The following is a 23,165-nucleotide window of genomic DNA, read 5'->3' on the forward strand; positions in this document are numbered from 1 at the left end:
ATTGTCTTCCCCTTCAATTTCCCTTTGTATGATTGTCAAAAATGAAGAGGATTTTATTGAACAATGTTTAAAAAGTGTTCAAGGAATCGTGGATGAAATCATTATTGTTGATACCGGCTCGGACGACCAAACAGTGGAAATTTGCAAAAAATATAATGCCTCCGTTTTCCCTTTTGAATGGAAAGATCATTTTGCTGAAGCACGAAACTTCGCCCTTTCAAAAGCCAAAGGGGATTGGATTTTGTGGCTCGATGCGGATGAAGAAATGGAAACCGGCCATGAACAATTGTTAAAGCAAACCTTAAACAATTCCACTGCGACCATGTATTTAATGCCCGTTTTGAATTATTACGGCGAAACATTTCCGGTAAATCCGAAAAATGCATTTATCTATTATCAACAACGTTTATTTCAAAATCATAAAGGAATTAAATTCTATAATCGCATTCACGAAGCCCCTATTTTCCCAACTGTCCAAGATTCCAGCTTCACAACCGATTATTTGGAAATCCCCATCCATCATTATGGATATATCGAAGAATTAACCGCCAAGCGCAATAAAGCAGAACGAAACCTGAAGCTTATCCAAGAAGAATATAAAGATCCGAATCACAGCCCATGGATTGAGTATCATTTGGCAAATGAATATTATCGCAGCGGAGATTATAAAAAAGCCTTTGATTATCTAAACGAATCGATCTTCCGGTTTTTGCTGGAAGGCATCAAACCGCCTTCCATCCTCTACCGCTTAAAATACGGCATTCTCGTCGATACGAACAGTTTGGATCACGCGTTGGAAGGAATTGAAAAAGCGATTGCATTATACCCTGATTATGTTGATTTGCATTTTCTAAAAGGATTGATCCTTTATCAAACGAACCATTATCATGAGGCTTTGGCAAGTTTTGAAAAATGCCTGGAGCTTGGGGAACAAAACTCCAAATACTTGATCCTAAAAGGAACAGGAAGTTTTAAAGCGGAACATTATAAAAAACAATGTTTGGAAAAATTGGGTAAATCTTAAAAAATAAATGCATGAAAACAGGCTGTATCTATCTGATACAGCCTGTTTATTTTTCATCGCCGACTTCTTTAAAATGTTTTCTGAAAAACTCTTCATTATAAAGAACCGCCCGGTCATTCGGACGATATTCTTTGGCTTTTTTATTATATTCAACGGCCATTTCTTTATCGCCTTTGTGCCAGTGGCAAACGCAAAGCTGCAAGTATGGATACCAAGTGGAGTATGCCTGTTGTACAATACCCAGAATTTTTGATGTATCAACCATTAAAGCCAACTGATACCACATAATCGCTTTATCGTATAATTTTCTTTCAAGATACAAATCACCCATTCGGCAAGAAACTTCCGGTCTCGGCACATCATATTGTATTGAACGCACCAAAGATTCAATCTCTTTTTCCAGATTCCCTAATCTTCTGTAACAATAAGCCATATTGATGCATGCACGGATTTTTTCTTCTTCCCATACATCTTCAAGCTTCAAAAATTCTTCGTAATGTTCGATTGCTTTTTCATACTGTCCATGATCTTTTAATTCATTGCTGTAATAAAATAAATCTCGAGGTGTAAATTCTTCCCCTTTTTTCAAACGCTTTTCATAGATTTTTAAATTCCGGTCACTGGAGTCTTCCTTTTTTTCCCTTCGATGAGTAATCGCTGTATCTGAATGCAGCACTTTTCCGGAAACCTCCAAGTACTCATGGACTGCCCCTTTCCAAACAAAGTTTTTCTCCCTTTTCACCAGTCTGTATCTTCTAAAGCTAAAGGTTGGATTATTATACTCATCAAAAGCAAGATGATAGAGCATCGACACCGCATCCACTTCGGACGGCAATTGTTCCTTTAACTTTTTGAATTTCTCCCGATCCTCATCTAAAAGGACATCATCCGCATCCATCCAGAAAATGTAGTCTTTCGTCGCCTGCTGAAAAGCAAAGTTTCTTGCTGCCGAAAAATCATCCTCCCACTCAAAATCAAAAACTTTATCCGTATATTTCCGGGCGATTTCCTTTGTTCGATCGGACGAGCCCGTATCGGCAATAACGATTTCATCCACAAGATCTTTTACGCTATTTAAACAGCGCTCCAGCACATTTTCTTCATCTTTGACAATCATGCATAAGCTGATTGTAACCATGCATCAATCCTCCATATATACAGAATTCATATTAGTATATGAATGAACTAGATTTTGTGAGCCGGCAAGTCTTCCCCTGTTATAGAAAAAAGGACATGGCCTAACACCATGTCCTTTTTTTCCATCCGCTATTTCCGGATTTTTTCAAAGTCCTTATTATAAAACCCCGCATTTCTATAAACACACTAACATGAACTGATCATTTTATGAATGAGCTCCCGGTTTTTTTGATAAAAGATTTCATTATGCGAAGACACCATACCCATCGCTTCCGCATCAGGTTGAACGTACAGTTTTGCCTTATTCACCGCTTTGATGGCATCCGGGAATGTTCCGGCAAGCAAGTGGACTTTTCCTTCATAATCCACCGCATCTCCCACCGCATAAAGTCCCGGAACATTGGTTTCGCAATGTTCATTTCCTTTAATATAGTACTCATTCACGAATTCAACCTTTAATGGACTATTTTCAAATAATGATTTTTCTCTTATGTAGCCATGGTTTACAACCACTTCATCCACCGTTACATTTGTGACTTCTCCCGTTTCATTATTTGTCAATTCCACTTGCCCTATGGCTGTGCCCTCCTGGTCAGGAATCAATTTCGTAATTTCCGTATGGAAAAGGCATTCCACCGTGCTGTTCATCAATTGGGAAACTTGGGCTTCATGGGCATTCAACTGGTCTTTCCGATACGTTAAATATACTTTTTTTGCAACCGGTTCCAACTCATTACACCAGTCAACCGCTGTGTGGCCGCCCCCTGAAACGAGGACAACTTTGTCTTTGAATTTCTTTAAAGATTTGATTGTATAATTTAAATTGACGCTATAAAAATTGGATGCGCCTTCCACCTCCAGTTTTTGGGGAGTGATGATGCCTCCTCCGATTGCCAAAATGACCGTTTTGGAAAAGTGGGTTTGTCCGCGATCCGTTTTTAATACGAAAATCCCTTCATCGTCCTTGGAAATCTCCGTCACCTTTTCCCCTAACACAATGGTAGGCTCAAAGGTCATTGCCTGCTCCACCATCTGCTGAATTAATTTCTCCCCGGTAATCGGTGTTAATGCCCCCACATCCCAAATCAATTTTTCGGGATAAACATTGACTTTCCCGCCCAAATAATGCTGGGATTCGATAATTTTGGTTTTCATTTCCCTTAAACCGCTGTAAAAGGCGGAAAATAGTCCACTGGGTCCTCCGCCAATAATGGTCACATCATATATATCATGTAATTTCATTATGAATCCTCCTGGTCAAAACCCTGTTACGATAATGATAATCAATCTCATTATGAATTTTAACATACCAACATTCACATGGGAATGGACAATTTAATTGGACACTGAAAATAAAATGTTTATTCAATTAAAAAGCAAGGTTAAGAAAGTAGCTTTCCTTCTTCCTAACCTTGCCTATGTTTGGCTTTATTCATTGCATGTTGCATATTGAAGGACCATTTCCTCCAATACATCGACCCCTATTAAAATATCCTCCAAACTCGTAAATTCGTCCGGGTGATGGCTGAGTCCATTTACCGACGGAATGAAGATTAAACCTGTTGGACAAAGTTTCATCATATTCATCGCATCATGGCCCGCACCGCTCGGCATTTTTTTATAAGGGATGTTTTTCTGTTCACATATCTTTTCCGTCAGTGTTATGATTTGTTCCGAAAGCGGCACCGGCTCTTCGAAAGACAGCTCCTGGCAAATCACATCCAATCCCCGTTTTTGTTTAACATAATGGATCGTTTCATGCAGATGATTTACGACCCTTTGACGAGATTCAATGGAAGTTCCGCGGATATCCACTTTGATTTCCACTTCCCCCGGCACCACGTTCATGGCGCCGGAAGCAACCTCGAGCACTCCGACCGTGGCAACGGTACCATACGGTTGTTCTTGTATTGCGATCTTTTCCAATTCCAAAGCGATTTCCGACGCACCAAGCAATGCGTCTCTTCTCAAGTTCATCGGCGTCGTGCCGGAGTGGGAAGGGGCCCCAATAATTTTGATGGCATACCGGACGGGAGCCGCAATGCCCGTGACAATGCCAATTTTTTTATTTTCCTTTTCCAATACGGGTCCTTGTTCGATATGCAATTCAAAAAAAGCTTTGATCGGCTCGCCTTGTCTATTTGCTTCTTCCACCGTATCTATTTCAAGCGCGCATAAAGCCATTGCTTCCTCCAGGGTGATGCCATTCCGGTCTTTTAAGTGTCTATATTTTTCTTTATCAAACATTCCGGTCATCGCTTTGCTTCCCAATGTGGCGACACCAAAACGGGAAGATTCTTCACAGGCGAAGGAGATTACTTCAATTGGATGATCCGTGATAATCCTTTTATCATTTAGCCGGTGCACCACTTCCAATGCCGCGATCACACCCACGACCCCATCAAATTTACCGCCTTGATATACCGTATCCAAGTGGGAGCCCACCAAAACGGGAGGAAGGTTTTTCATTCTCCCTTCCCTTCTTGCAATCACATTTCCGCATTGATCCATACGAACGGCAAGTCCCGCATCCATGCACATTCTCATGAACGCTTGCGTGCAGGCTTGTTCTTCATTTGTATAGGCAACTCTAGTAATTCCTATTTCTCCGGAATTATATTGGTTCATTTTGTCCAACAGAGTTTGATATCTTTCTTTCGAATTCATAGACATCACCCGCCTCATCATTTAACTGTATTTAATCATTATATGATAGATTTGCTACCAATATAAACTATCTTTGCAGGCAAAAATAAAGAGGCGGGTTTTGTCCCAGCCCCAATAATTTTGTACCAAATCACTCTTTTCCGTTTCTCTCCTTTTTCGCCAGGTAATTTGCTTTGTGGAACAAATCTTTCATCAAAGCGGCTGCTCCTGCCACCAATATCCCTTGCAACACCGCTTCAACAACCCAGCCGTAATTGGCGATGCAAAAAGCGATCCCCAAAACCACTTGAACCCATGGAGTGACCCAAGGAGGGACTTTCGGGGTCCGGTTCAGGAACAGCCCGATCAAATAAAGCACAGGAATCATCACGACCGATTCAGGATATATATAATTTTCCAATATAAAAAAATCCATCTTTCATCCCTCTTTGTTCCAGAATGAATTGAGTAAAATCTATAAAGATTCCTCTAAATATTCTATGTTCAGGGTGAAAAAACGGTTCTTTGGCAATAGAACGTTGCTAGTTTAAAAAAATTAAAATTTTAACACATTTGTTACTTTTTACATTAAATAATAAGGGTACAATATTATTGACTATTAATATTGGAGGCGTTTTATGATGAGAGGATGGCTATTTTCCGGTACAAACAAACCATTGCAATTGATTGAAAAAGAAGATCCAAAGGCGATTCCTGGCCATGTAGTCCTTGAAGTGAAGGCTGCCGGTCTTTGCCACTCAGATGTCGCAGCATTGCAAGATCCGGGCTGGATGCCTTTGTTCCCGAATGGACCTGTCATTATGGGCCATGAATTTGCCGGTGTCGTTATTGAAGTGGGAGAAGGTGTTGAAGATTTAAAAGTTGGGGATCGCGTCGGAGTAAACCCGATGGATCGGGAAACAAAAATTACCGCCGGGTATAACTATGATGGCGGATATGCGGAAAAAGTGCGCGTTCCTGCTAAACAATGCGTTAAAATTCCTGATGGCGTTTCCTTTGTGGAAGGAGCAGCTGCAACCGATGCCGGCATCACAGCTTATCGTGCCCTCTTCACCATCGGACAAGCCAAAGAAGGTACAAAAGTGGGGATTATCGGTGTCGGCGGACTTGGACAGTTTGCTCTGCAAATGGCATTAATCAAAGGATGCAAAGTATACGCGACAGATATTTCTCCAGAGGCCAAACAATTGGCAAAAGAACTCGGTGCACACAAAGTGTACGATTCGATTCTTGATATGAAAGAAGCGGAATGTGACGTCATTGTCGACTTTGCCGGTTTTGGACAAACAACGGCGGAGGCATTGGAAGCGATCAGACCTCAAGGAACAGTCGTCATCGTTGGTATGGGAATTTTGGAAGCCAACATCAACACTTACTTGATGATTACAAAAGAAATTAAACTGTTAGGAAGCAACGGCGGCACTGTTGAAGACTTGAAAGGTGTATATGATTGTTTCGCGACAGGAAAAATGTCTCCAAACTTGGTCACAATCCCATTCGAAGAAATCGACAAAGGTTTGGAAAAATTGAAAAACCATGAAGTAAAAGGTCGTTTGGTGGCTGTATTTGAATAACTAAATTACCGATATAAAAATCAGGTTTCAATTTTTGGAAACCTGATTTTTATTTGGATTGTTCCAAAATGGACACTTTTTCTCGTCCAACACAAAATATATTACTTTTTCACTAACATTTTCTTAAAACCAAACTGATTTACTGGTATAATAGAATTAATTTACATCATTAGCTGAGTCTTTTGGTATTATTTCCTATATTAGCATTACTAAATACATAGTTGATTTTCACAAAGGGGATCAAACATATTTTTCTATCTATCCAGGGGGAATTTGTATGGAGAGATTATTACGATCAAGTGTTGCAAAAAAAGCGCTTATGAAAGTGCAAAATGTGGCCACAAAAGTCAGAGACAAGTGGGATTATGAAAAAGAGATTGAAGAGCAGATAAGTGTAATTCGGGACGTGTTGGATAAGGAGCTGGATCGGGACGAATATCTGGTCATTGTCGATGAAGACGGCTTCGGATACATCCATACCAACCGTTTAAGAGAAGGTTCTTCTTTCAATGACAAAGTCGGTTTGGCAGCTGCACAGACTAACACAGGATTGCTGCAAATCTATCCAAGAAATACGGGAGAAATACTGATTGATGCATCATGTCCACTTTTAACGGATAAAAATGGCAAACGCTTTAATATAAGATTGGGCAGGCTTGTTCACGAGCCGTTTATCGGGGCCATTTTCGGAAGTTTAACAGCGGTCTCCGGCATCGTTTCCGCCATCATCACATACATAGCAAGCAAAGACATCGTCGCCGCAGCCAGTGTCTTATTCGGTACTTCGATGGTGAGCGGGATTTTAAGTTTCATTTTCCACCATATCATTATGAGAAGATTGCGGGAATGGTATGGGGTTACGAAAAAAATATCTTCCGGAAACTTGAATGCCCAGGTCGAAAAGGTGGGCTTCCGCAACGAATTTCACCAAATCGGTTATGAAATCAATAAAGTCATTTTAGGACTCCGCGCAATCATCGATGAATTTAAACATGCCGCCGAAACCGTGGAGCGGATCAGTAAAGAGCAGGAGAAAGAAACACAACGAATTTCTACTACTTTTGAAGAATTGTCGGCAGCTGTTCAAACTTTCCGAAGCGGTGCCGAGACACAGCGGTATTCGATTGCCAATGCCAATGAAATGGTGGAAACCATGATGAGTCAAGTTCAAGAGATGCAGGAAGAAGTGGAAAAAGCGGTTTCAGGTGCGGACGAAGCATTACAAAATGCCGGAAAGGGACAAGAAGCCATTCAATTTGCGCAACAACAAATGGAAAAAATCCAAAACGATGTTGTCAATTCCGCATCGAAAATTTTAAAAATTACCCAAGAAGCCAATATCGTGAAAGAGAAAGTTGCTTCCATCACCCGAATTGCAAAGCAAACAAACTTGCTTGCCCTCAATGCTTCCATTGAAGCTTCCCGCGCCGGGGAGTCAGGGAAGGGATTTGCCGTTGTAGCCAATGAAGTTCGGAAACTGGCGGAAGGAACGAACGAATTTGCGGAAGAGATTATGACTTTATTAGAAAAAACATACAACGATTTGGAAACGGCCGTCAGCCAAGTGGAGAATAATGTTAAAGCGATCGATAAAGGCATGGAAGCCGTTTCCCAAACAGACAAAGTGATTGAACAATTGATTCAAACCTCTGTTTCCACTAAAAACTTGGTATTGAATAACCGTAAATTTGTAGATCTTGTCCATGAAGATGGAAATAAACTTCAAGAAATTATGAAACAAGTGAACACCATCGCAAATGACTTTACAAATATGGTAGCCGCAACAAATGAGAGCGTGGATATTCAAGTGGAGGCAATTAACACCCTCGCGCAGAATGCTTCAAAACTTGCGGAAGAAGCCATCCACTTGAACGGTATCATTAATCGGTTTCATTATTAAGTAGTGCCAGGCACTTATTATGTGCCTGGCTTTTGCTTTTCAACATACTCCTTCACTTTCTGCTGGATTTCAGCAACCAGGGAGGAGTTGATGTTTCCTTCCCTTCCTTTCGAATCGCGGCTTGCCATTTGATTTCCTTTCGACCCTTTACTTTTTTGTTTATTTCCTTTGGAGCCACCACTTTTATTGCCTTTGGAGCCTTTACTTTTCTGTTTATCCCCCTTGGAACCGCCGCTTTTGTTGCCTTTGCTTCTCTCTTTTCCCCCTTTGGATCCGGCACTTTTGTTCCCTTTTGAACCTTTGCTTCTTTCTTTATTCCCTTTTGATTTCCCTTTGCTACCGTTTGATTTCTTGTTTTTCACTTCAACCGCCGCCTGGAGCAGTTCCGGGTCTTCGATCGGGTTGTTAAACATATATTGAAGTAAATCGTTCTCTCCGGCAATTTCAACCAGTTTTCTGACATCATCAACTAATAAAGTACTAATCTTAATCCCCTCCATATACAAAGATTTGTTCTTTATAGTTTATGTATTTCATTGCTCACGCTTTGGGTGATTTTCCAATTTCAAGAATAATTTTTGGGAGGCATCCATGTGGAAACATATTCCATCGAAATATCTAAGAAGAATTTGAAAAGAATCAATAAAAATATTTGGGCAGATGTTTATGTTGATGCCCGGTTAACCATCAATGACCAACGTTATGACATTCGTATCGGTTTAAGAGGGAATCAACTGCGGAAACACAAAAAGAAATCCTACCATATCATTTTTGAACAGCCTCATTTGATGGACGGACATCACGAAATCCATTTAAATGCGGAATACAAAGATCCATCCTTGATTCGGAATAAACTCTCCTTTGATTTTTTCCAAAAAATCGGTGTGCTTGCACCGGAATCGAGACATATCCGCTTGTTGATCAACGGGGAAAAACAAGGAATCTATTTAGCCATCGAATCATTCGATCAGTATTTTTTAAAAAGAAAAAATTTGCCCGAGGGCTCGATCTATTATGCCACGAATGATGATGCCAATTTTTCTTTGTACACCCCTGAAGGATACTTGAAAAAATCTTTGATGGATGGATATACAACAAAATATTCCTACCAAACCCATGAACACTTGAAAAATATGCTGATTATCATCAACACTTATCCTGATGAAACATTTCGGGAAGAAATTCAAAAAATATTGGATGTTGGGAAATATTTGAGGTGGCTTGCAGGGGTTGTATGTACACAAAACTTTGATGGTTTTATCCATAATTACGCCTTATATCACAATAGTGCCACCCAATTATTCGAAATCTCCCCATGGGATTATGATGGTTCGTGGGGAAGAAACCTGCATGGTGAACCACTTGGGCTTGAATTTGTTCCGATTAAGGGATATAACACTTTAACAGCCAGATTATTGGAAATCGAACAATTTAAGCAAATGTATCGGGGGATTTTGGAAAGCATACTGCAGGAACAGTTCACAATTTCAACCATTCAGCCGCAAATCGATGAACTGCAATCTGAAATTCTGCCTTATCTCCAAAAAGATCCCTACATAAAGAAGCGCAGAAAAAAATTCCTGAAGGAGAGGGATTTTATTCTGCAGTTCATTGAAAAGCGAAACAAATTTTTGCGGGAGCAGTTGGATTCGCTTTATTAATAACTTCTCCCCCCCTATCCAATTGGAAATCCTTTTTCATAGAGGAGGAGAATGAGTGTATTCCGTAATTTCTTTACACCTCATCATTTTATTCCACTCTGATGTTTTATAATAAAACAAGCAATACCCACAAATACAAGCTTAATAGACTGACCGTCAGCGCAACTGGTATGATCAAAATTGTAATACTTATATATTTTCCCCAAGTCATCCTTATATTGTGTTTTTTTAGTATAAACATCCAGATAAGTGTGGCCAATGTGCCGATGGGTGTCAGCAATGACCCGATATCGCTTCCTATGACATTGGCAAGATAGGCAACCTGCAATAATGCCGGATTCAAACCCATTTCCGTTATTGCCAGCGTCCCAATCATTACAGCAGGCAAATTATTGAAAATATTTGAAAGAACTGTCGTCAATATTCCCATTATGATTGTGGCGTTGAATGCACCTTGCTCAACGATCTCTTTGAATGTGGTTATAATCAGCGTATTTAATCCGAGATTTTTCAACCCATATACAAGTACATACATGCTGAAGGCAAATAATAAAATGTGCCATGGAGAATTCATGACCACATCTTTTATGCCCATTCTTCTTTTGAACCAACGGATCGCTATCAGTACAAATGCTCCAATTAAACCGATCAACTCCAGAGGAATTCCGAATGGGGAAAGGGCGAAAAAGGCTCCTCTGGTAATCACCACAACCGCAATGCAAATTTTAAATAAATGATGATCGATATCCGTATCAGCTGACGGATCAAGAGGATGGGTAAAAATATTCGATGGTTTGTCGTGAATCGAAATTAATCCCAATTGTTTCGGAATACTCTTTCTGAATAAGAAATATAGCAGCAGACTCATTGTAAAAATGCCAATCATCGAAGGAATGAACATGATTTTCACATAACCGTTTAAATCCAGACCAACAATTTTCAACGCTATTAAATTGGAAATATTGCTTACTGCTATCGGTGCACTTGAAGCTGTTGCAATCAGTGCTCCGGAAATCAGATATGGAGTGTATTGATGGGGTTTCAATGATAAAAACCGGATAATATGGATGATGATGGGGGTTGTAATGAGAATGCTTCCATCGTTATTGAATAACATCGTCATAAAAAAGCATAATAGATTGATATATACATAGAGCCTGATTCCTGAATTATTCGATTTTATGATAATGTTTTGGGCAATCCATTTAAAAAAACCGATACTCTCCAATACAATGGACATCATAATAGTGGAAAGTATTGTAAGTGAGGGGCCACTTACAATACTCAGAATGTTTTTTAGATCTTGGATGCTTACAAATCCTAGTACGACAATCATCGCAGCCCCTATTGTCACCGGAATCGTTTCATTGATCCCCTTAGGTCTCCAAAGCATAAATGCAATGGAGAGAGTAAAAATGATTAACATGAGAATCGTAGAAAAATCTACCATTTAAACAGCCGCCTTAGATTCTTCAAATGTCGACTTGGTCGTTTCCACCACTGCTTCTTCCTTTGTTGGCACCGGTGATTTCAGAAATAACTTATAAAACAAAACACCTACAATTGAGAAGTAAAGGAGCATCATCAATGTTTTCCCTCCTTCTCCTATCAACCTTTAATAATAACGTCTCTCCTTTAACTGCAAATACATTTTTTCTGCATGTTTCATGATGGCTCTATATTGGTTTTCCATGTGATACATTCTTTCTGCAAATTTCATTAATGCATAGTACTGATATTCCAATAGCCGCTTATTATCTTCCATGAGCATTTTCACCGGCTCATGCAAGAAGTCTGTTTCTTCACCGGAAGCTGCGTGCACGATTGGCTCCAAAATCTCTTCAACGTTTTCTTCCGCATTTTCCTGCTCCGCTGCCACCGCAATTTCTCCGGTCACTGGTTGAATTTCATGCACTTGATCAGCCGGTTGCTCTGTTTCTTCCAAGGATTCAGAAACAATTCCGATGTCGAAGTCTTCTTTCTCTGCAATTGCTGCAATATCTTCTGTCAAAGCAATATCCGTTTTTTTTAGTTCCGGATTCAATTCATCTGTTTCCTTGTTCTTATCACTTGGAACATCCGCTTCCATTGTCGTCAATTCCCAAGTGCAATCTTGTATTGGAGAGTTGAATTTTACTTCTTGGAAGTGAGGTCTTTTTTGGTGTTTTTTCTTCTTTTTAGCGAGTGTGGCTGTCTGCTTTTTCTCCATATCTTCATCCGCTGTGGTTGATTTTATTTCAATCTCTTGCGGGTTTTCCGATTCGTTTCGAGGTGATTCGTGAAGGAAGGTGTCATTTGCCGTAATTACTTCGATATTCTCATCTTGGACCGTTACGTTTGTTTGTTCTTCGTGCTGTTCTTCTTGTTGGGCAACTGTTGTTTGTTCCGGAGAATCCTGATGCGTCGTCTCTTCTTCATTTGCCCTTGGAACAAGCTGTTTCATTTTTTCTTTGATTGTTTCCGCTATCGCTTTTTTCTGCTCTTCTGTCAATTGGTTATCCGTGTTAGACAAGTTTGAATCTGATGGAACAAAGGTGATGTTTGATGCCGCATTGGATACAAGATTTTCGATTTGATTTTCATCCACTTGCTCATTAAGAACATTTGTAATTTGCGATTTTAATATAAAGAATTGTCTGTCTCCGTTAATCAATAATATATAGTCGTTGAAAACCCTGCTAAGCACTCCCGAAAAGCTTTGATTGTTGAAACTGTTGACGGTGATCCATTGCAAATACATTGTTTTTAGAATTTCATCCAGTTTCGCCCGGTTGATGGTTGCAATTTTTGAACCGTTATTGTTTAATCCTGAATCATTCACATTCTTCGAAATGGCTTTGATTTGGGTGATAGGAAAATATAAAATCTTTTCATCCGCTTTAACAATCAAATGATCATCTTGAACACTTAATAAGGTGCCATGAATGGATTGGTTTTCAGCCAGAAATAATTCGATCTCTAAGCCTTCTAAACCTCTGATAGTATCCAACAAATTATCCGCATTCAAAATTAGGGCCTCCTTTTACATGCAATCCGCACAAAGTTTCCCCTATTGTTGGCTGTTTTCATCCTGTTGTTTTTCAGGTTCTTTCTTTTCAGGTTTCAAGCCATAGCTCACATTGCGGATATGGAACATTGCTACACGGATGACTTCATTATTTTTGACGATAGTGGCATAATCATCAAATATTTCTTCCAATACCCCTTCCACTGACTCAGGTCCTCCACGGTTAATTTTCACCCATCGATGACGCAACTCTGTCAATACGGATTTGAAATCCATAAAGCTCTCAAACCGTTTGAAATCTTCCGGCACTTCTGCATTCAACTTCATTTCATTTCTTGAATCTTGTGTAATGCTTTTAACATGTTGCAGTTTATAGAACACTACACCGTCTTGTTCCGTCAATAATGCGAAATAATCACTTTGTGCAGAAATCACTTTTCCAACCCTTGACTCAGGTCCTCCACGGTCAACTCTGACAACTTTGTTCAATAAAGATTGCATAAGCTCCCTGTTCATTGTTGTTCCTCCCATTATAAAATTCATTATTATTTATACGTGTAAAGGCAAAAAGGTACATAGTTATACGCCTATTCATCAATAATTAGGGATTGGCGTTATGTTTATTGTATGAACGGTGAATGAAATCTGATATTGATTATTCATGACAAAACATAAAAAAGCCGGATTTGAATTGAATCCGGCTTTTTTTATGTGATGGAATGTTTATATAGATGTTCTTTTTCATTTCCCCTGATTTTCGGCCACTTCCATTGTCAAAGTCCGACTAAAAAATCCTCCATTCAGAAAAATTTCTCCCCATACTTTTTATACCTTCACTTTCACCAAAAGGAATCCGGTTTTTTTCTATTATATTTTTCTAAAAAAACTCGTAATAATTACCCAAATATAGATTTGATTCTCACATAATCTAATGGCAGCCAAATAGAAAGGAGGGATTATATTGGACAGGAGAAACCGCCGTATGAATTCCGTTACCGATCAAAGTGTGAACCTTCTGATAGACAGTGTCCTTAAAAGGAACGGGGTAAAACTTAGAAAACCCCGATTAAGCGTGCAAGAAAAAAGAAAGTTAAAAAACTTGCTTATGGACTTAGAAAATAATGTGAACAAATTGGTGAAAACAATTAAGAAGTGAGACCCATAAACCGCAAAAGGAGGAATAATGGCATGGGCAAAAGCACAGTTTGGCGTGGAAATATGCCTGCTGTTGAAGGAATCGATATGACTAAAAGAAGTAGAGAAAGAAGTTGGAGTGCATTAGATCCTTCTTCCGTACATCCTATGGATCGGGATAGAAACAACTTGGAAGGATCAATCGATAATATTCAAGAATCCTATGAGCAAATTATTGTCATTGATTCAGCAGATGTTGAAATTACAACGACAGATACGCAAGCGGCATTGTCCCTGCAAGTGGCATTGCAGGCTGCCATCAGTTTGGTTCTCAGCATTTCCATTGGCAGCAGCAGAGAAGCTGAAAGAATCACGCAAGAATTAATTGCAAATGTAAAATCAAAGCAAATCAATAGACAACAAACATATGTCGAAAATTCCAGAGGAGTCAGAATTACTACAACTGACACAGATTTGATCATCAACATCCAATTATTACTGCAAATTTTAATCGCTTTAATGGCAAGAATCGACGTCCTCTAAAGGGCAGAATGGATCGTGTAGCGCCGCAAACGCTGCACCCTTTACTATTTTTTTCAGCCAAATAATACCGTTTATCAGCGTAATAATAGTGAATAACTCTCGATGACCGGCACTGTCATTTGTTCTTCCAGATGTTTGGCCGTTGAAGCGGTTCCCAACACTTTTCCATATATCTCCACTTGGTCATTTAGGCCGACTTCATAATCCTGCTCTTTTCTTTTTACATATACCACTTGATTTTTTAACGGTTCCGTCGACATATCAATCATCATATATTCAGTGCCATCCAAAAGAAAGACTTTGCCCGAAAATTTGACCAGCTGTTTTCTTTGGCTTCCATAACGTTCAAAGGCGATTTGATGCAACTCATCATAATCCACTTCAATCGCGTGATTCTTTAAATAATTCAATGAGTAAGCATTCAACCCGGTTTGACCGGTTGCCCCGCTTGTCAAGCCTGCCACGATCAACATCCCGATGATGATTCCGCCTTGAATGAAAATCGATTTCATCATCTCTCCGAATCCACTTTTTATAAATGCCACCATTATGTAATACAATCCAAAAAATAAATGGACGATCAAGATGGACAGAAAGATGTCGCTGACACTTTCTTTATTATAAATGGAGATGAAACTTGCAATTCCAATGATGATAAGTTCCACGATAAGAATGGCCCGTGCGTTTTCGGTTAATTTTGGCCATTTTGATGTTTCTTTCGGATTTTTTGCCGGTTTCGGCTGAAATTCCTCATAATGGTGTCCACATTTTATGCAATAAAGGGTATGATTGCTGTTTTCCTCCTGGCATTCCGGACATGTCCAATAGAAATCCGTTTTGGCATCTTCTTTGTAATAACCGCACTTCAAACAATAGGTTGCATGGCTGTTGTTCATATGATAACAATGGGGACAAGTCCATTTCGGCATTGTCATTCACATCCTCATGATTTACTCATAATTCAATCATACATAGAAATTTCTGAAAAATCCAAAATTACAGTTACGATGACCATTTGTTATATATTTTTTCTCCATTGAAAAAGAGGCTGGGACAAAAGATAAAAAACACCATTTTCTCCCGGGAGAAAATGGTGTTTTTTTGATAATTGAAGAAAATTGATTTCCGTTCCGGGGACGCTTTCCGCGGGCCCGGCTCGAGCCTCCTCGGAGCTCAATCCTTCGCTCCTGCGGGGTCTCGAGAGGGCTCGTCGCAGGAAAGCTTTTGCTTTGCGACTAAGCGTGCGCGACAGGAGCACTCGCCCCGTCACTCCAATCAATTTTTTACAAAAATTCTTTTTGCAGCTCGTTCACTTTATTAGTTATGTCCCAGCCTCTTGGACAGGTGCTTTATTTTACATAAGCCGATAAATCAATCCGCTGCTCCATTTCTTCCAGCAACGCTCTTACTTCCTCCGTAGATTTTGTATTCATCAAGCGGTTTCTCAACTCACTTGCCCCACGGAAGCCTTTTACATAGATTTTGAAGAAGCGATGGAGCGCTGTAATGGAACGTGGTATTTCTTCGATAAACTTGTCATGCAAATCTAAATGATATCTCAATAAATCTAAATATTCCTGAACGGTATGCTCTTTCGGATCTTTTTCAAAGGCAAAAGGATTTTTAAATACGCCCCTTCCGATCATAATTCCGTCCACACCATATCGTTCTGCAAGTTCAAGTCCCGTTTGACGGTCAGGAATGTCGCCATTGATTGTCAAAACCGTTTCAGGCGCAATACGATCCCGAAGTTTCTTAATTTCCGGAATAAGTTCCCAATGGGCAGGTACTTGGCTCATTTCCTTTCTTGTCCGCAGATGAATGGAAAGGTTGGCAATCTTTTGTTTGAGAATGTGAGTGAGCCACTCTTCCCATTCGCTGATGCTTGTATAACCCAACCGTGTCTTCACACTCACAGGAAGCCCGCCCTCTTTGGCCGCCTGGATCAATTCACTTGCCACGTCCGGCCGTAAAATAAGTCCGCTGCCTTTTCCCCGTGATGCGACATTCGGCACCGGACAGCCCATGTTAATATCGATCCCTTTAAATCCTTCTTCAGCCATGCCAATACTCATCTGGCGGAAATATTCCGGCTTGTCTCCCCAAATATGCGCCACAATCGGCTGCTCATCTTCTGTAAATAATAAACGTCCCCGTACGCTTTTCCGGCCATCCGGATGACAATAACTGTCCGTATTTGTAAATTCGGTGAAAAATACATCCGGTCTGCCCGCTTTGCTAATCACATGGCGGAATACCACATCTGTTACATCTTCCATTGGGGCCAATACAAAAAATGGTCGAGGCAAATTCAACCAAAAATTCTCTTTCATTCAAACCTCAATTCCTCTCATGATGATAATCTTGAAACAGTCTCGATTATTTACATATTCTTATAACATGATTTCTTGTTTGTTATCAAACGTAAAAGTATGGATATTCTATATTCTCCGTTAATTAATATAATATAAATCAACCAATAATGAAAAAGACTTCGTCCGGATTTCAACAAACTGAAGAAAGCTGCCAATGTCTAAAATGGCATGAAAAGAGCTTCTCGGGGGTTATTCCCCAGAGAAGCTCCCATTCCTTTTAATATTTGAAATTTGAAATGGCTGATTTCAAATCTTCGGCCATGGAAGAAAGCGATTGGGCAGAAGCGGAAATTTCCTGCATTGCCGCCAATTGTTCTTCCACAGATGCAGCCACTTCTTGGGAAGCGGCGGTATTTTCTTGTGCCACTTCCACAATTCCTTCCATCTCCAGACCAACATTTCGAATGGCACTGGACATCTCCGAAACGGCTGTAGAAACTTCCTCCATTTGCGGTGAAATTTCCTTCGTTGTTTGTAGAATCCGATTGAATTTCCCAATGGCTTCTTCAGTAATCACCACTCCGTCTTTTACATCTGTCGTAATCCGTTCCATCGTCTTCACTGTATTTTCCGTATCCGCTTGAATTTTTTCGATAATCGCATGAATTTCCTTCGCCGAATTTTGTGTCTGTTCAGCAAGATTTCTTACCTCATCGGCAACAACCGCAAAACCTTTGCCATGTTCGCCTGCACGGGCCGCTTCAATGGCTGCGTTCAACGCAAGAAGATTCGTTTGATCCGCAATATCGGTAATCACTTTTAAGATTTCATTCACTTCCTTGGAACTTTCATATAAAGATTGGATGATATCTTGTGATTCACTGACAGATGAATGAATAAATTTCATCTGTTCCATTGTTTTAGACATCGCTTTTCCGCCTTCATCCGCCTCTGCAACGGATTGATGGGAAAGATCCGTTACTTTTGATGAACGCTCCGCAATGTATGTTACGCCACGTGAAACTTCTTTAAAAATTTGGGATACTTTCTCAACCGTATTGGTTTGCACCTCTGCGTTTCTTGATACCTCTTGAATGGAGTTGGCCACTTGTTCTGTCGCGGCGCTTGTTTCTTCGGAACTTGCAGACAGCTGTTCTGCCGTAGCGGCGACATTTTCAGCTGTTTCATCAATTCGGTTGGTGAGTGTACGTAAACCATCAATCATTTCATTAAAAGCATTTCCCAATTTGGCGATAATGTCATTGGACCGTATTGCCGCATATTGGGTCAAATCCCCTTTGCTGACTTTTGCCGATAATTCAACGATTTGTTTAATCGGTTTGCTCACAGACGAAATGATGAAGACCACCGCAATCGTTCCACAAATGATCGCAAAGATCCCCACCATCAAAGAGGTGTACAGAATGGACGCGTTAGCTTCATCTATCTCCTTTTTGTCGATCAACCCGCCGATTTTCCATTTGGTCAGTTCATTCGTCACATACACTATTGCGACGGATTTTCCGTTTAATTGTTCGTTTAACTGACCCCTCTCTTTTTCATGCAGTTTTTCAAAAACCGATCCTTTCGCTTCACTTCCCAACTCAGCATTGGGATGGGCAATATATTTGTTGTTATCGTCTATAACAAAACCATAGCCTTCTTTGCCAATATGTATATCTTTGACTACTTCTTGCAATTTATTCAGATTGATATCAATGCCCACTACGCCTTTACCATCGTTGACTGTTTTTGAAATGGTGATTACCATTTCGCCTGTACTTGCCGCAACATAGGGTTCGGAAATAATCACTTCGCCTTTTTGCTCCATCGCCTGTTTATACCAATCTCTTTTTCTGGGATCGTATCCTTCCGGAACCCCCAACTCCGCCGGCTCCTTTACAAACTTCCCATCTTCGTTTCCTAAATAAACACCGGCAACTTCCGGATGCGATTCCTGATAAAAATCCAGCCATTTCCGTATTTCCAGTTGATCCGTCTCTTGGAACTTGGATGTTTTCATTTGATTTGTGAGTACATGAATGTCCGTTATTTTAGGTTCAATCACATCGTTAATGACGATATTCATCATCGATACATTATCCGAAATATCATCCAATATTTGTGATTCCAATTTTTTCTTTGCAGACTGATAAGAAATTACTCCAATTAACATAGAAGAAATAATCAAGATTAAGGTCATAAAGACAAGTATTTTCACATGGAAATTACGAATACTGAATTTATGTATTTTTGTTGAGGTATTTTTCATTTCTCCACCTTCCTCTAATGATCAACCATTGCCGTCAAACGGAGCCTATTTTTTTATCGATAAAACTTTTATTTTTTAGATATGTTTTTTTATAGTTTATATTTTGTAAAACTTAAGAAAAATCTTTATAAATGAAAAATTTTTATGATTACGAAATCATAGATGCAACCGTATAAAAAGTCATTTCTAAATTAGATTGAAATAGTTTTAATTGATTCAACATGTTTTTCAACAAAAAAAACGGCGATTCTTCTGATTGAATCGCCGTTTACTTATTTAATTCCATATTTCAATCGGCTCAAAATCAGGGGGCTGTGCGGAGGATTACCGGACCTGATTTCTTATAGTCATCAATAACGGATCATTTTGGCTTACTTATACCGGAATTTACTTTATTAGTTATGAAAAAACGGTAAAAATCAATTTTCCTATTAAATTCTATTTCATTCTGTCGAAATTATAATTGCAATAAACTTAGACTTTTTTTATACCATTAAAATGAGTATTTTTACCTAATTATACGGTTTTATATTATAGGGTTAAAATACCCATATTTATTCTTTTGTTTTATTATTTATTTTTGTTTTACAAATTTTTTCATTATAAAATATCAAAAAATTAACGGAGTGAGTGAACAAATATGTCAATCAAAACCAAGTTACTTGCAAGCTTCGGTACAATTATCTTCATTTTAATCGTTCTTGCAACTTATTCTTCCATCCAAATTTCAAAAGTGAATGACGATTATTCTTACTTAATTGACGATCGAGTGCATAAGGTCGTTGAAGTCGGGAAAATTCAAAACGCTTCTTCTCTGCAAGGTTTGTATCTCAGATCTTATGTATTGCGCCAGAGCGATGAAGACTTGGAAAAGTTGTATGAACAAAGGAAAATTGTTGCTGAAACGGTCGAAAAAATCGAATCTTTATTCCGGGATGCTTCCATGATCGAGCAATTCAAAATCGTCAAAGAACAGCAACAATTATACAGTGAATATGTCGATCAAGTGATTGATTATGTCGATAAAAAACAGTTAGACGAGGCTTATGATGTGCTTTTTAATAATGCGGTGCCGGCGAATGTAGCGATTCAGGATGCAATCAATACCATCATTGATTTCCAAACAGAACAAATGAATACAACAAAAGCGGACACTACATCCCATGCGGAGATAAGCATAATCATTCAAATAGTGATTGCGGCTTTATCGGCAATCGTTTCGATTCTATTAACCATCATTATTGTAAGAAATATTTCTGCTCCTTTAAATAAATTGACAAAAGCGGCTAAAGTGATGGCTACCGGGGATCTTCGCGAAGAAGATGTATCCGTGAAAACAAAAGATGAAATAAATGATTTGGCACAAGCCTTCAATACAATGAAAAATAACCTTGCCCACTTAATCGGCAACGTATCGGCAAATGTTTCCCAAACGACGGCGGCCGCCGAACAATTGGCTGCCAGCACTCAAGAAATCGCCCACGCTTCAAAAGATGTCGCAAATTCAGTGGAACTTCTTGCAAATAACGGCTCCAAAGCGGCGGCTACCGGCCAGGAATGCGCGGCTGCAACTGACGATACAGCAAAAGGAGTCGGCAGAATCGCAGAAGCCGCTCAAACCCTGTTGGAACAAACGATCAATACCCGTTCCATTTCTGAAGAAGGCGGCAAAACAATAAAAACAGTCGAACAACAAATGAAAGTGATTCAACAATCATCCTATGAAACCAAAGAAAAAATAAGACATTTAAGCAGCCAATCAGCGGAAATCGAAAACATCACCAATGTAATAACGAATATAACGGAGCAAACAAACTTGTTGGCCCTTAATGCTGCAATTGAAGCTGCACGGGCGGGTGAACATGGAAAAGGATTTTCCGTTGTGGCAGACGAGGTCCGGAAACTTGCAGAAGAATCTAAGAACTCGGCTCAAAAAATTATTGAACTTACTTCACAAATTCAAACCGGTACAAAAGAAGTGGAAAACAGTGTGAACCTAACTGTCCAAAACGTCGATCAAGGTGTGGAATACTTGCAAGATGCCCAAGTGGCCTTCAACGACATTTTGGATGCCATTACAACCATGTCATCTCAAATTGAAGAAATTTCCGCTTCCACAGAAGAAATTTCGGCAAGCACGGAAGAAGTCGCCGCCTCCGTTTCAGAGATGGCGAATTTGGCTAATCATGCGGCGGAACAGTCAAATACGGTTTATGCTTCTGTTGAAGAACAAACAGCCAGCTTGAATGAAATCAATGATGTTGCAAAATCTTTGAGCGATGGCGCCCGTATGCTTCAGGAAGAAGTAAGTCAATTTAAAGTTTTATCTTAATAAGAATCAAAAGCTCTGCAATCCAACCAGGATTGCAGAGCTTTTTCTGTTTACAAACCGATCCGCACAAACAACCGTTATCTTTTATCGTCAATGCAGATTATTCTCCTACCAAACCGTCTTGATCCGCATCATGCATATAAGGGTAGAGCCAATGATCCTTCGTAATCGGCATCTTGAATCCTGCCGCTTTCGCTTCTTTTATGGATACTTGGCCGTCACCGTTTGTATCGATCGCGGAAATATCCCCTTTTTTGTTGGAACCGGCTGATTTCGAATTTTTATTGCGGGTCAATCCAAGCGACTCGTTTACTTTATCGGGATCCACATTATCAAATTCATCCACAACCTTATGCCCGTTCACCGTGTAAGTGTATTTGTAATGGGAAGGTATTTGTGTTGTTGTATTTGGATATGTAATGATCGCTTCAAAATCCGTTGCTCCCCCCGCTTTACGAATCACATCTTCCATATAGGCCTGATCGCCATGCCGGTTCAGTGTGCTATTTTGCGGTGTAATGTTATATGCATTGGATACCCCTCCCAAAGAATCGGCAATGACATGCCCTTCATCCAAATCCGGTCTTTCGACGCCAAGGACTTTCGCTTCATCATCATAATATCTTCCGGATGATGTGACAGGTTCTGTGCGGTCATCCTGCAAAATGATTTCATCGGCAATCACCCTTACAAGCTGCCCGTATTCGTTCGTAAATGCCCAGTACTCCCGATCGCCAAAGCCAATATCCACTACCACGTTGGGTTCGCGATGCCCGGACAAATCCCCTCCATCCACTTCTATCAGTTTATATCCTGGAAAACGTTCGGTAATGGTTTCGGCGGATCTCTCCTTCGTTGCGGATTGTTCAACTGTTTGATCACTGCCGTTTGTTGACGGTTCAATACTTGTGCAACCAACCATCATAATAATGGCGGCCATCGTCAAAATGAAAGAGTTTAATATCTTTTTCATTTTATAACTCCTTATAGTAATTTTTTGATTTTACATCCATCCAATTATATTAGCATATAACAGGTTGTACTATTTTCAAAGTGTTGAATTCATATTTTTTGGAACTCATTTTTGATTCATATTGTCTTATTAAGAAATGAATTGAATTGGGGGATTCTATATGAACGCAAAAAAGTGGGTGTATTTTCTGGGATTCATTTGCCTTATCTTTGTCTTAACAGCGTGCGCGAAAAATGGGGAAACAAAAGATGCCGTTATTGAAATGGAGAAATCGAGGCACTTTACCGAAGAAGAAATTCATGAGGCAATGGAAGCAGTAAAAGAACAGTTCCAATCTTTCGAAGGATGCCATTTGACAAAGTTATGGTATTCCGAAGAGGACTACGAAAAAGAAATTGAAGTTTATGTGAATTCCGGTGATGAAGTGAGAAAAAGCCTGAAAAAAGAAGATATGATCATCCTGTTTTCCAATTTCAAAACCGGCCCGTCAAGCATCAATCAAGGATTTAATCCTGATTCAACCTATACGGATTGGATGTGGATATTGAAGCGAAACAGTAAAACAGGAAAATGGCAAGTAATCGATTGGGGCTATTAATGAAGCGGAAGACCTTTTCTCGATGATG

The 23,165-nt window shown here is 39.7% G+C and carries 20 protein-coding genes; 7 read left to right on the forward strand and 13 right to left on the reverse strand.

Annotated features, from left to right (window positions below):
• The first annotated feature begins 1 nt into the window (after position 1).
• Positions 2–1,024 (forward strand): glycosyltransferase, encoded by a 1,023-nt coding sequence (locus NST13_RS08995; protein ID WP_342580441.1) that lies wholly within the window; start codon positions 2–4, stop codon positions 1,022–1,024.
• A gap of 46 nt (positions 1,025–1,070) precedes the next feature.
• On the opposite strand, the gene NST13_RS09000 is transcribed toward NST13_RS08995, so the two are convergent.
• The 4 genes from NST13_RS09000 to NST13_RS09015 all read right to left on the reverse strand — a co-directional run bounded on the left by NST13_RS09000 (position 1,071) and on the right by NST13_RS09015 (position 5,243).
• Entirely contained in the window at positions 1,071–2,162 is a 1,092-nt protein-coding gene (locus NST13_RS09000; protein ID WP_342580442.1) for a glycosyltransferase, read from the reverse strand.
• Positions 2,163–2,347: 185 nt separating this feature from the next.
• Entirely contained in the window at positions 2,348–3,403 is a 1,056-nt protein-coding gene (locus NST13_RS09005; protein ID WP_342580443.1) for an NAD(P)/FAD-dependent oxidoreductase, read from the reverse strand.
• Between the two features lie 186 nt (positions 3,404–3,589).
• Positions 3,590–4,828, reverse strand: coding sequence for a Zn-dependent hydrolase (locus NST13_RS09010; protein WP_342580444.1), 1,239 nt, complete (start codon positions 4,826–4,828; stop codon positions 3,590–3,592).
• Between the two features lie 130 nt (positions 4,829–4,958).
• Positions 4,959–5,243 carry a phage holin family protein gene (locus tag NST13_RS09015; protein ID WP_342468456.1) on the reverse strand — a complete coding sequence of 95 codons (285 nt, stop codon included), beginning with the start codon at positions 5,241–5,243 and terminating at the stop codon, positions 4,959–4,961.
• A 202-nt stretch (positions 5,244–5,445) separates the two neighbouring features.
• Between NST13_RS09015 and NST13_RS09020 the strand changes: the two genes are divergently transcribed.
• Positions 5,446–6,402, forward strand: a complete 957-nt coding sequence (locus tag NST13_RS09020) for a zinc-binding dehydrogenase (RefSeq protein ID WP_342580445.1) — start codon at positions 5,446–5,448, stop codon at positions 6,400–6,402.
• 277 nt (positions 6,403–6,679) lie between these two features.
• Positions 6,680–8,302 carry a methyl-accepting chemotaxis protein gene (locus NST13_RS09025; RefSeq protein WP_342468454.1) on the forward strand — a complete coding sequence of 541 codons (1,623 nt, stop codon included), beginning with the start codon at positions 6,680–6,682 and terminating at the stop codon, positions 8,300–8,302.
• A gap of 17 nt (positions 8,303–8,319) precedes the next feature.
• Here the strand turns inward: NST13_RS09025 and NST13_RS09030 are convergent, their stop codons facing one another.
• On the reverse strand, positions 8,320–8,802 hold the full coding sequence (locus tag NST13_RS09030; RefSeq protein ID WP_342580446.1) for a hypothetical protein: 483 nt from the start codon (positions 8,800–8,802) through the stop codon (positions 8,320–8,322).
• Positions 8,803–8,895: 93 nt separating this feature from the next.
• Between NST13_RS09030 and NST13_RS09035 the strand changes: the two genes are divergently transcribed.
• The gene (locus NST13_RS09035; protein ID WP_342580447.1) at positions 8,896–9,963 is read left to right on the forward strand and encodes a CotH kinase family protein; all 1,068 of its coding nucleotides are present in this window, start codon (positions 8,896–8,898) and stop codon (positions 9,961–9,963) included.
• 106 nt (positions 9,964–10,069) lie between these two features.
• Here NST13_RS09035 and NST13_RS09040 read toward each other — a convergent pair whose 3' ends face one another.
• From NST13_RS09040 to NST13_RS09055, 4 genes are read right to left on the reverse strand one after another with little or no spacing between them, the layout of a single operon-like run.
• On the reverse strand, positions 10,070–11,413 hold the full coding sequence (locus NST13_RS09040; RefSeq protein ID WP_342580448.1) for an ArsB/NhaD family transporter: 1,344 nt from the start codon (positions 11,411–11,413) through the stop codon (positions 10,070–10,072).
• The gene (locus NST13_RS09045; RefSeq protein ID WP_342580449.1) at positions 11,414–11,551 is read right to left on the reverse strand and encodes a hypothetical protein; all 138 of its coding nucleotides are present in this window, start codon (positions 11,549–11,551) and stop codon (positions 11,414–11,416) included.
• 27 nt (positions 11,552–11,578) lie between these two features.
• Complete coding sequence (locus tag NST13_RS09050) at positions 11,579–12,970, reverse strand: hypothetical protein (protein ID WP_342468448.1); 1,392 nt, start codon at positions 12,968–12,970, stop codon at positions 11,579–11,581.
• Between the two features lie 42 nt (positions 12,971–13,012).
• Positions 13,013–13,486: a hypothetical protein gene (locus NST13_RS09055; RefSeq protein WP_342468447.1), complete on the reverse strand. Its 474-nt coding sequence runs from the start codon at positions 13,484–13,486 to the stop codon at positions 13,013–13,015.
• A gap of 720 nt (positions 13,487–14,206) precedes the next feature.
• Between NST13_RS09055 and NST13_RS09060 the strand changes: the two genes are divergently transcribed.
• On the forward strand, positions 14,207–14,647 hold the full coding sequence (locus NST13_RS09060) for a spore coat protein (protein ID WP_342581834.1): 441 nt from the start codon (positions 14,207–14,209) through the stop codon (positions 14,645–14,647).
• Between the two features lie 74 nt (positions 14,648–14,721).
• Here the strand turns inward: NST13_RS09060 and NST13_RS09065 are convergent, their stop codons facing one another.
• The 3 genes from NST13_RS09065 to NST13_RS09075 all read right to left on the reverse strand — a co-directional run bounded on the left by NST13_RS09065 (position 14,722) and on the right by NST13_RS09075 (position 19,234).
• Positions 14,722–15,582 carry a zinc finger protein gene (locus NST13_RS09065; protein WP_342580450.1) on the reverse strand — a complete coding sequence of 287 codons (861 nt, stop codon included), beginning with the start codon at positions 15,580–15,582 and terminating at the stop codon, positions 14,722–14,724.
• A gap of 414 nt (positions 15,583–15,996) precedes the next feature.
• On the reverse strand, positions 15,997–16,980 hold the full coding sequence (locus NST13_RS09070; protein WP_342580451.1) for a tRNA-dihydrouridine synthase: 984 nt from the start codon (positions 16,978–16,980) through the stop codon (positions 15,997–15,999).
• A 259-nt stretch (positions 16,981–17,239) separates the two neighbouring features.
• On the reverse strand, positions 17,240–19,234 hold the full coding sequence (locus NST13_RS09075; RefSeq protein ID WP_342580452.1) for a methyl-accepting chemotaxis protein: 1,995 nt from the start codon (positions 19,232–19,234) through the stop codon (positions 17,240–17,242).
• Between the two features lie 640 nt (positions 19,235–19,874).
• On the opposite strand from NST13_RS09075, the gene NST13_RS09080 reads away from it, so the two are divergent.
• Positions 19,875–21,566: a methyl-accepting chemotaxis protein gene (locus NST13_RS09080; RefSeq protein WP_342580453.1), complete on the forward strand. Its 1,692-nt coding sequence runs from the start codon at positions 19,875–19,877 to the stop codon at positions 21,564–21,566.
• Between the two features lie 100 nt (positions 21,567–21,666).
• Here NST13_RS09080 and NST13_RS09085 read toward each other — a convergent pair whose 3' ends face one another.
• On the reverse strand, positions 21,667–22,539 hold the full coding sequence (locus NST13_RS09085) for a DNA/RNA non-specific endonuclease (protein ID WP_342580454.1): 873 nt from the start codon (positions 22,537–22,539) through the stop codon (positions 21,667–21,669).
• Between the two features lie 160 nt (positions 22,540–22,699).
• On the opposite strand from NST13_RS09085, the gene NST13_RS09090 reads away from it, so the two are divergent.
• Entirely contained in the window at positions 22,700–23,137 is a 438-nt protein-coding gene (locus tag NST13_RS09090; protein ID WP_342580455.1) for a hypothetical protein, read from the forward strand.
• Positions 23,138–23,165 lie beyond the last annotated feature (28 nt).

The organism is Ureibacillus sp. FSL W7-1570 (assembly GCF_038593265.1).
Classification (GTDB): Bacteria; Bacillota; Bacilli; order Bacillales_A; family Planococcaceae; genus Ureibacillus; species Ureibacillus suwonensis.

Coding starts and splice junctions, on each gene's coding strand:
- NST13_RS09000 (WP_342580442.1), bottom strand. CDS start 2,162: ATGGTTACAATCAGCTTATGCATGATTGTCAAAGATGAAGAAAATGTG.
- NST13_RS09005 (WP_342580443.1), bottom strand. CDS start 3,403: ATGAAATTACATGATATATATGATGTGACCATTATTGGCGGAGGACCC.
- NST13_RS09010 (WP_342580444.1), bottom strand. CDS start 4,828: ATGAATTCGAAAGAAAGATATCAAACTCTGTTGGACAAAATGAACCAA.
- NST13_RS09015 (WP_342468456.1), bottom strand. CDS start 5,243: ATGGATTTTTTTATATTGGAAAATTATATATATCCTGAATCGGTCGTG.
- NST13_RS09020 (WP_342580445.1), top strand. CDS start 5,446: ATGATGAGAGGATGGCTATTTTCCGGTACAAACAAACCATTGCAATTG.
- NST13_RS09025 (WP_342468454.1), top strand. CDS start 6,680: ATGGAGAGATTATTACGATCAAGTGTTGCAAAAAAAGCGCTTATGAAA.
- NST13_RS09030 (WP_342580446.1), bottom strand. CDS start 8,802: ATGGAGGGGATTAAGATTAGTACTTTATTAGTTGATGATGTCAGAAAA.
- NST13_RS09040 (WP_342580448.1), bottom strand. CDS start 11,413: ATGGTAGATTTTTCTACGATTCTCATGTTAATCATTTTTACTCTCTCC.
- NST13_RS09055 (WP_342468447.1), bottom strand. CDS start 13,486: ATGAACAGGGAGCTTATGCAATCTTTATTGAACAAAGTTGTCAGAGTT.
- NST13_RS09065 (WP_342580450.1), bottom strand. CDS start 15,582: ATGACAATGCCGAAATGGACTTGTCCCCATTGTTATCATATGAACAAC.
- NST13_RS09070 (WP_342580451.1), bottom strand. CDS start 16,980: ATGAAAGAGAATTTTTGGTTGAATTTGCCTCGACCATTTTTTGTATTG.
- NST13_RS09075 (WP_342580452.1), bottom strand. CDS start 19,234: ATGAAAAATACCTCAACAAAAATACATAAATTCAGTATTCGTAATTTC.
- NST13_RS09080 (WP_342580453.1), top strand. CDS start 19,875: ATGTCAATCAAAACCAAGTTACTTGCAAGCTTCGGTACAATTATCTTC.
- NST13_RS09085 (WP_342580454.1), bottom strand. CDS start 22,539: ATGAAAAAGATATTAAACTCTTTCATTTTGACGATGGCCGCCATTATT.
- NST13_RS09090 (WP_342580455.1), top strand. CDS start 22,700: ATGAACGCAAAAAAGTGGGTGTATTTTCTGGGATTCATTTGCCTTATC.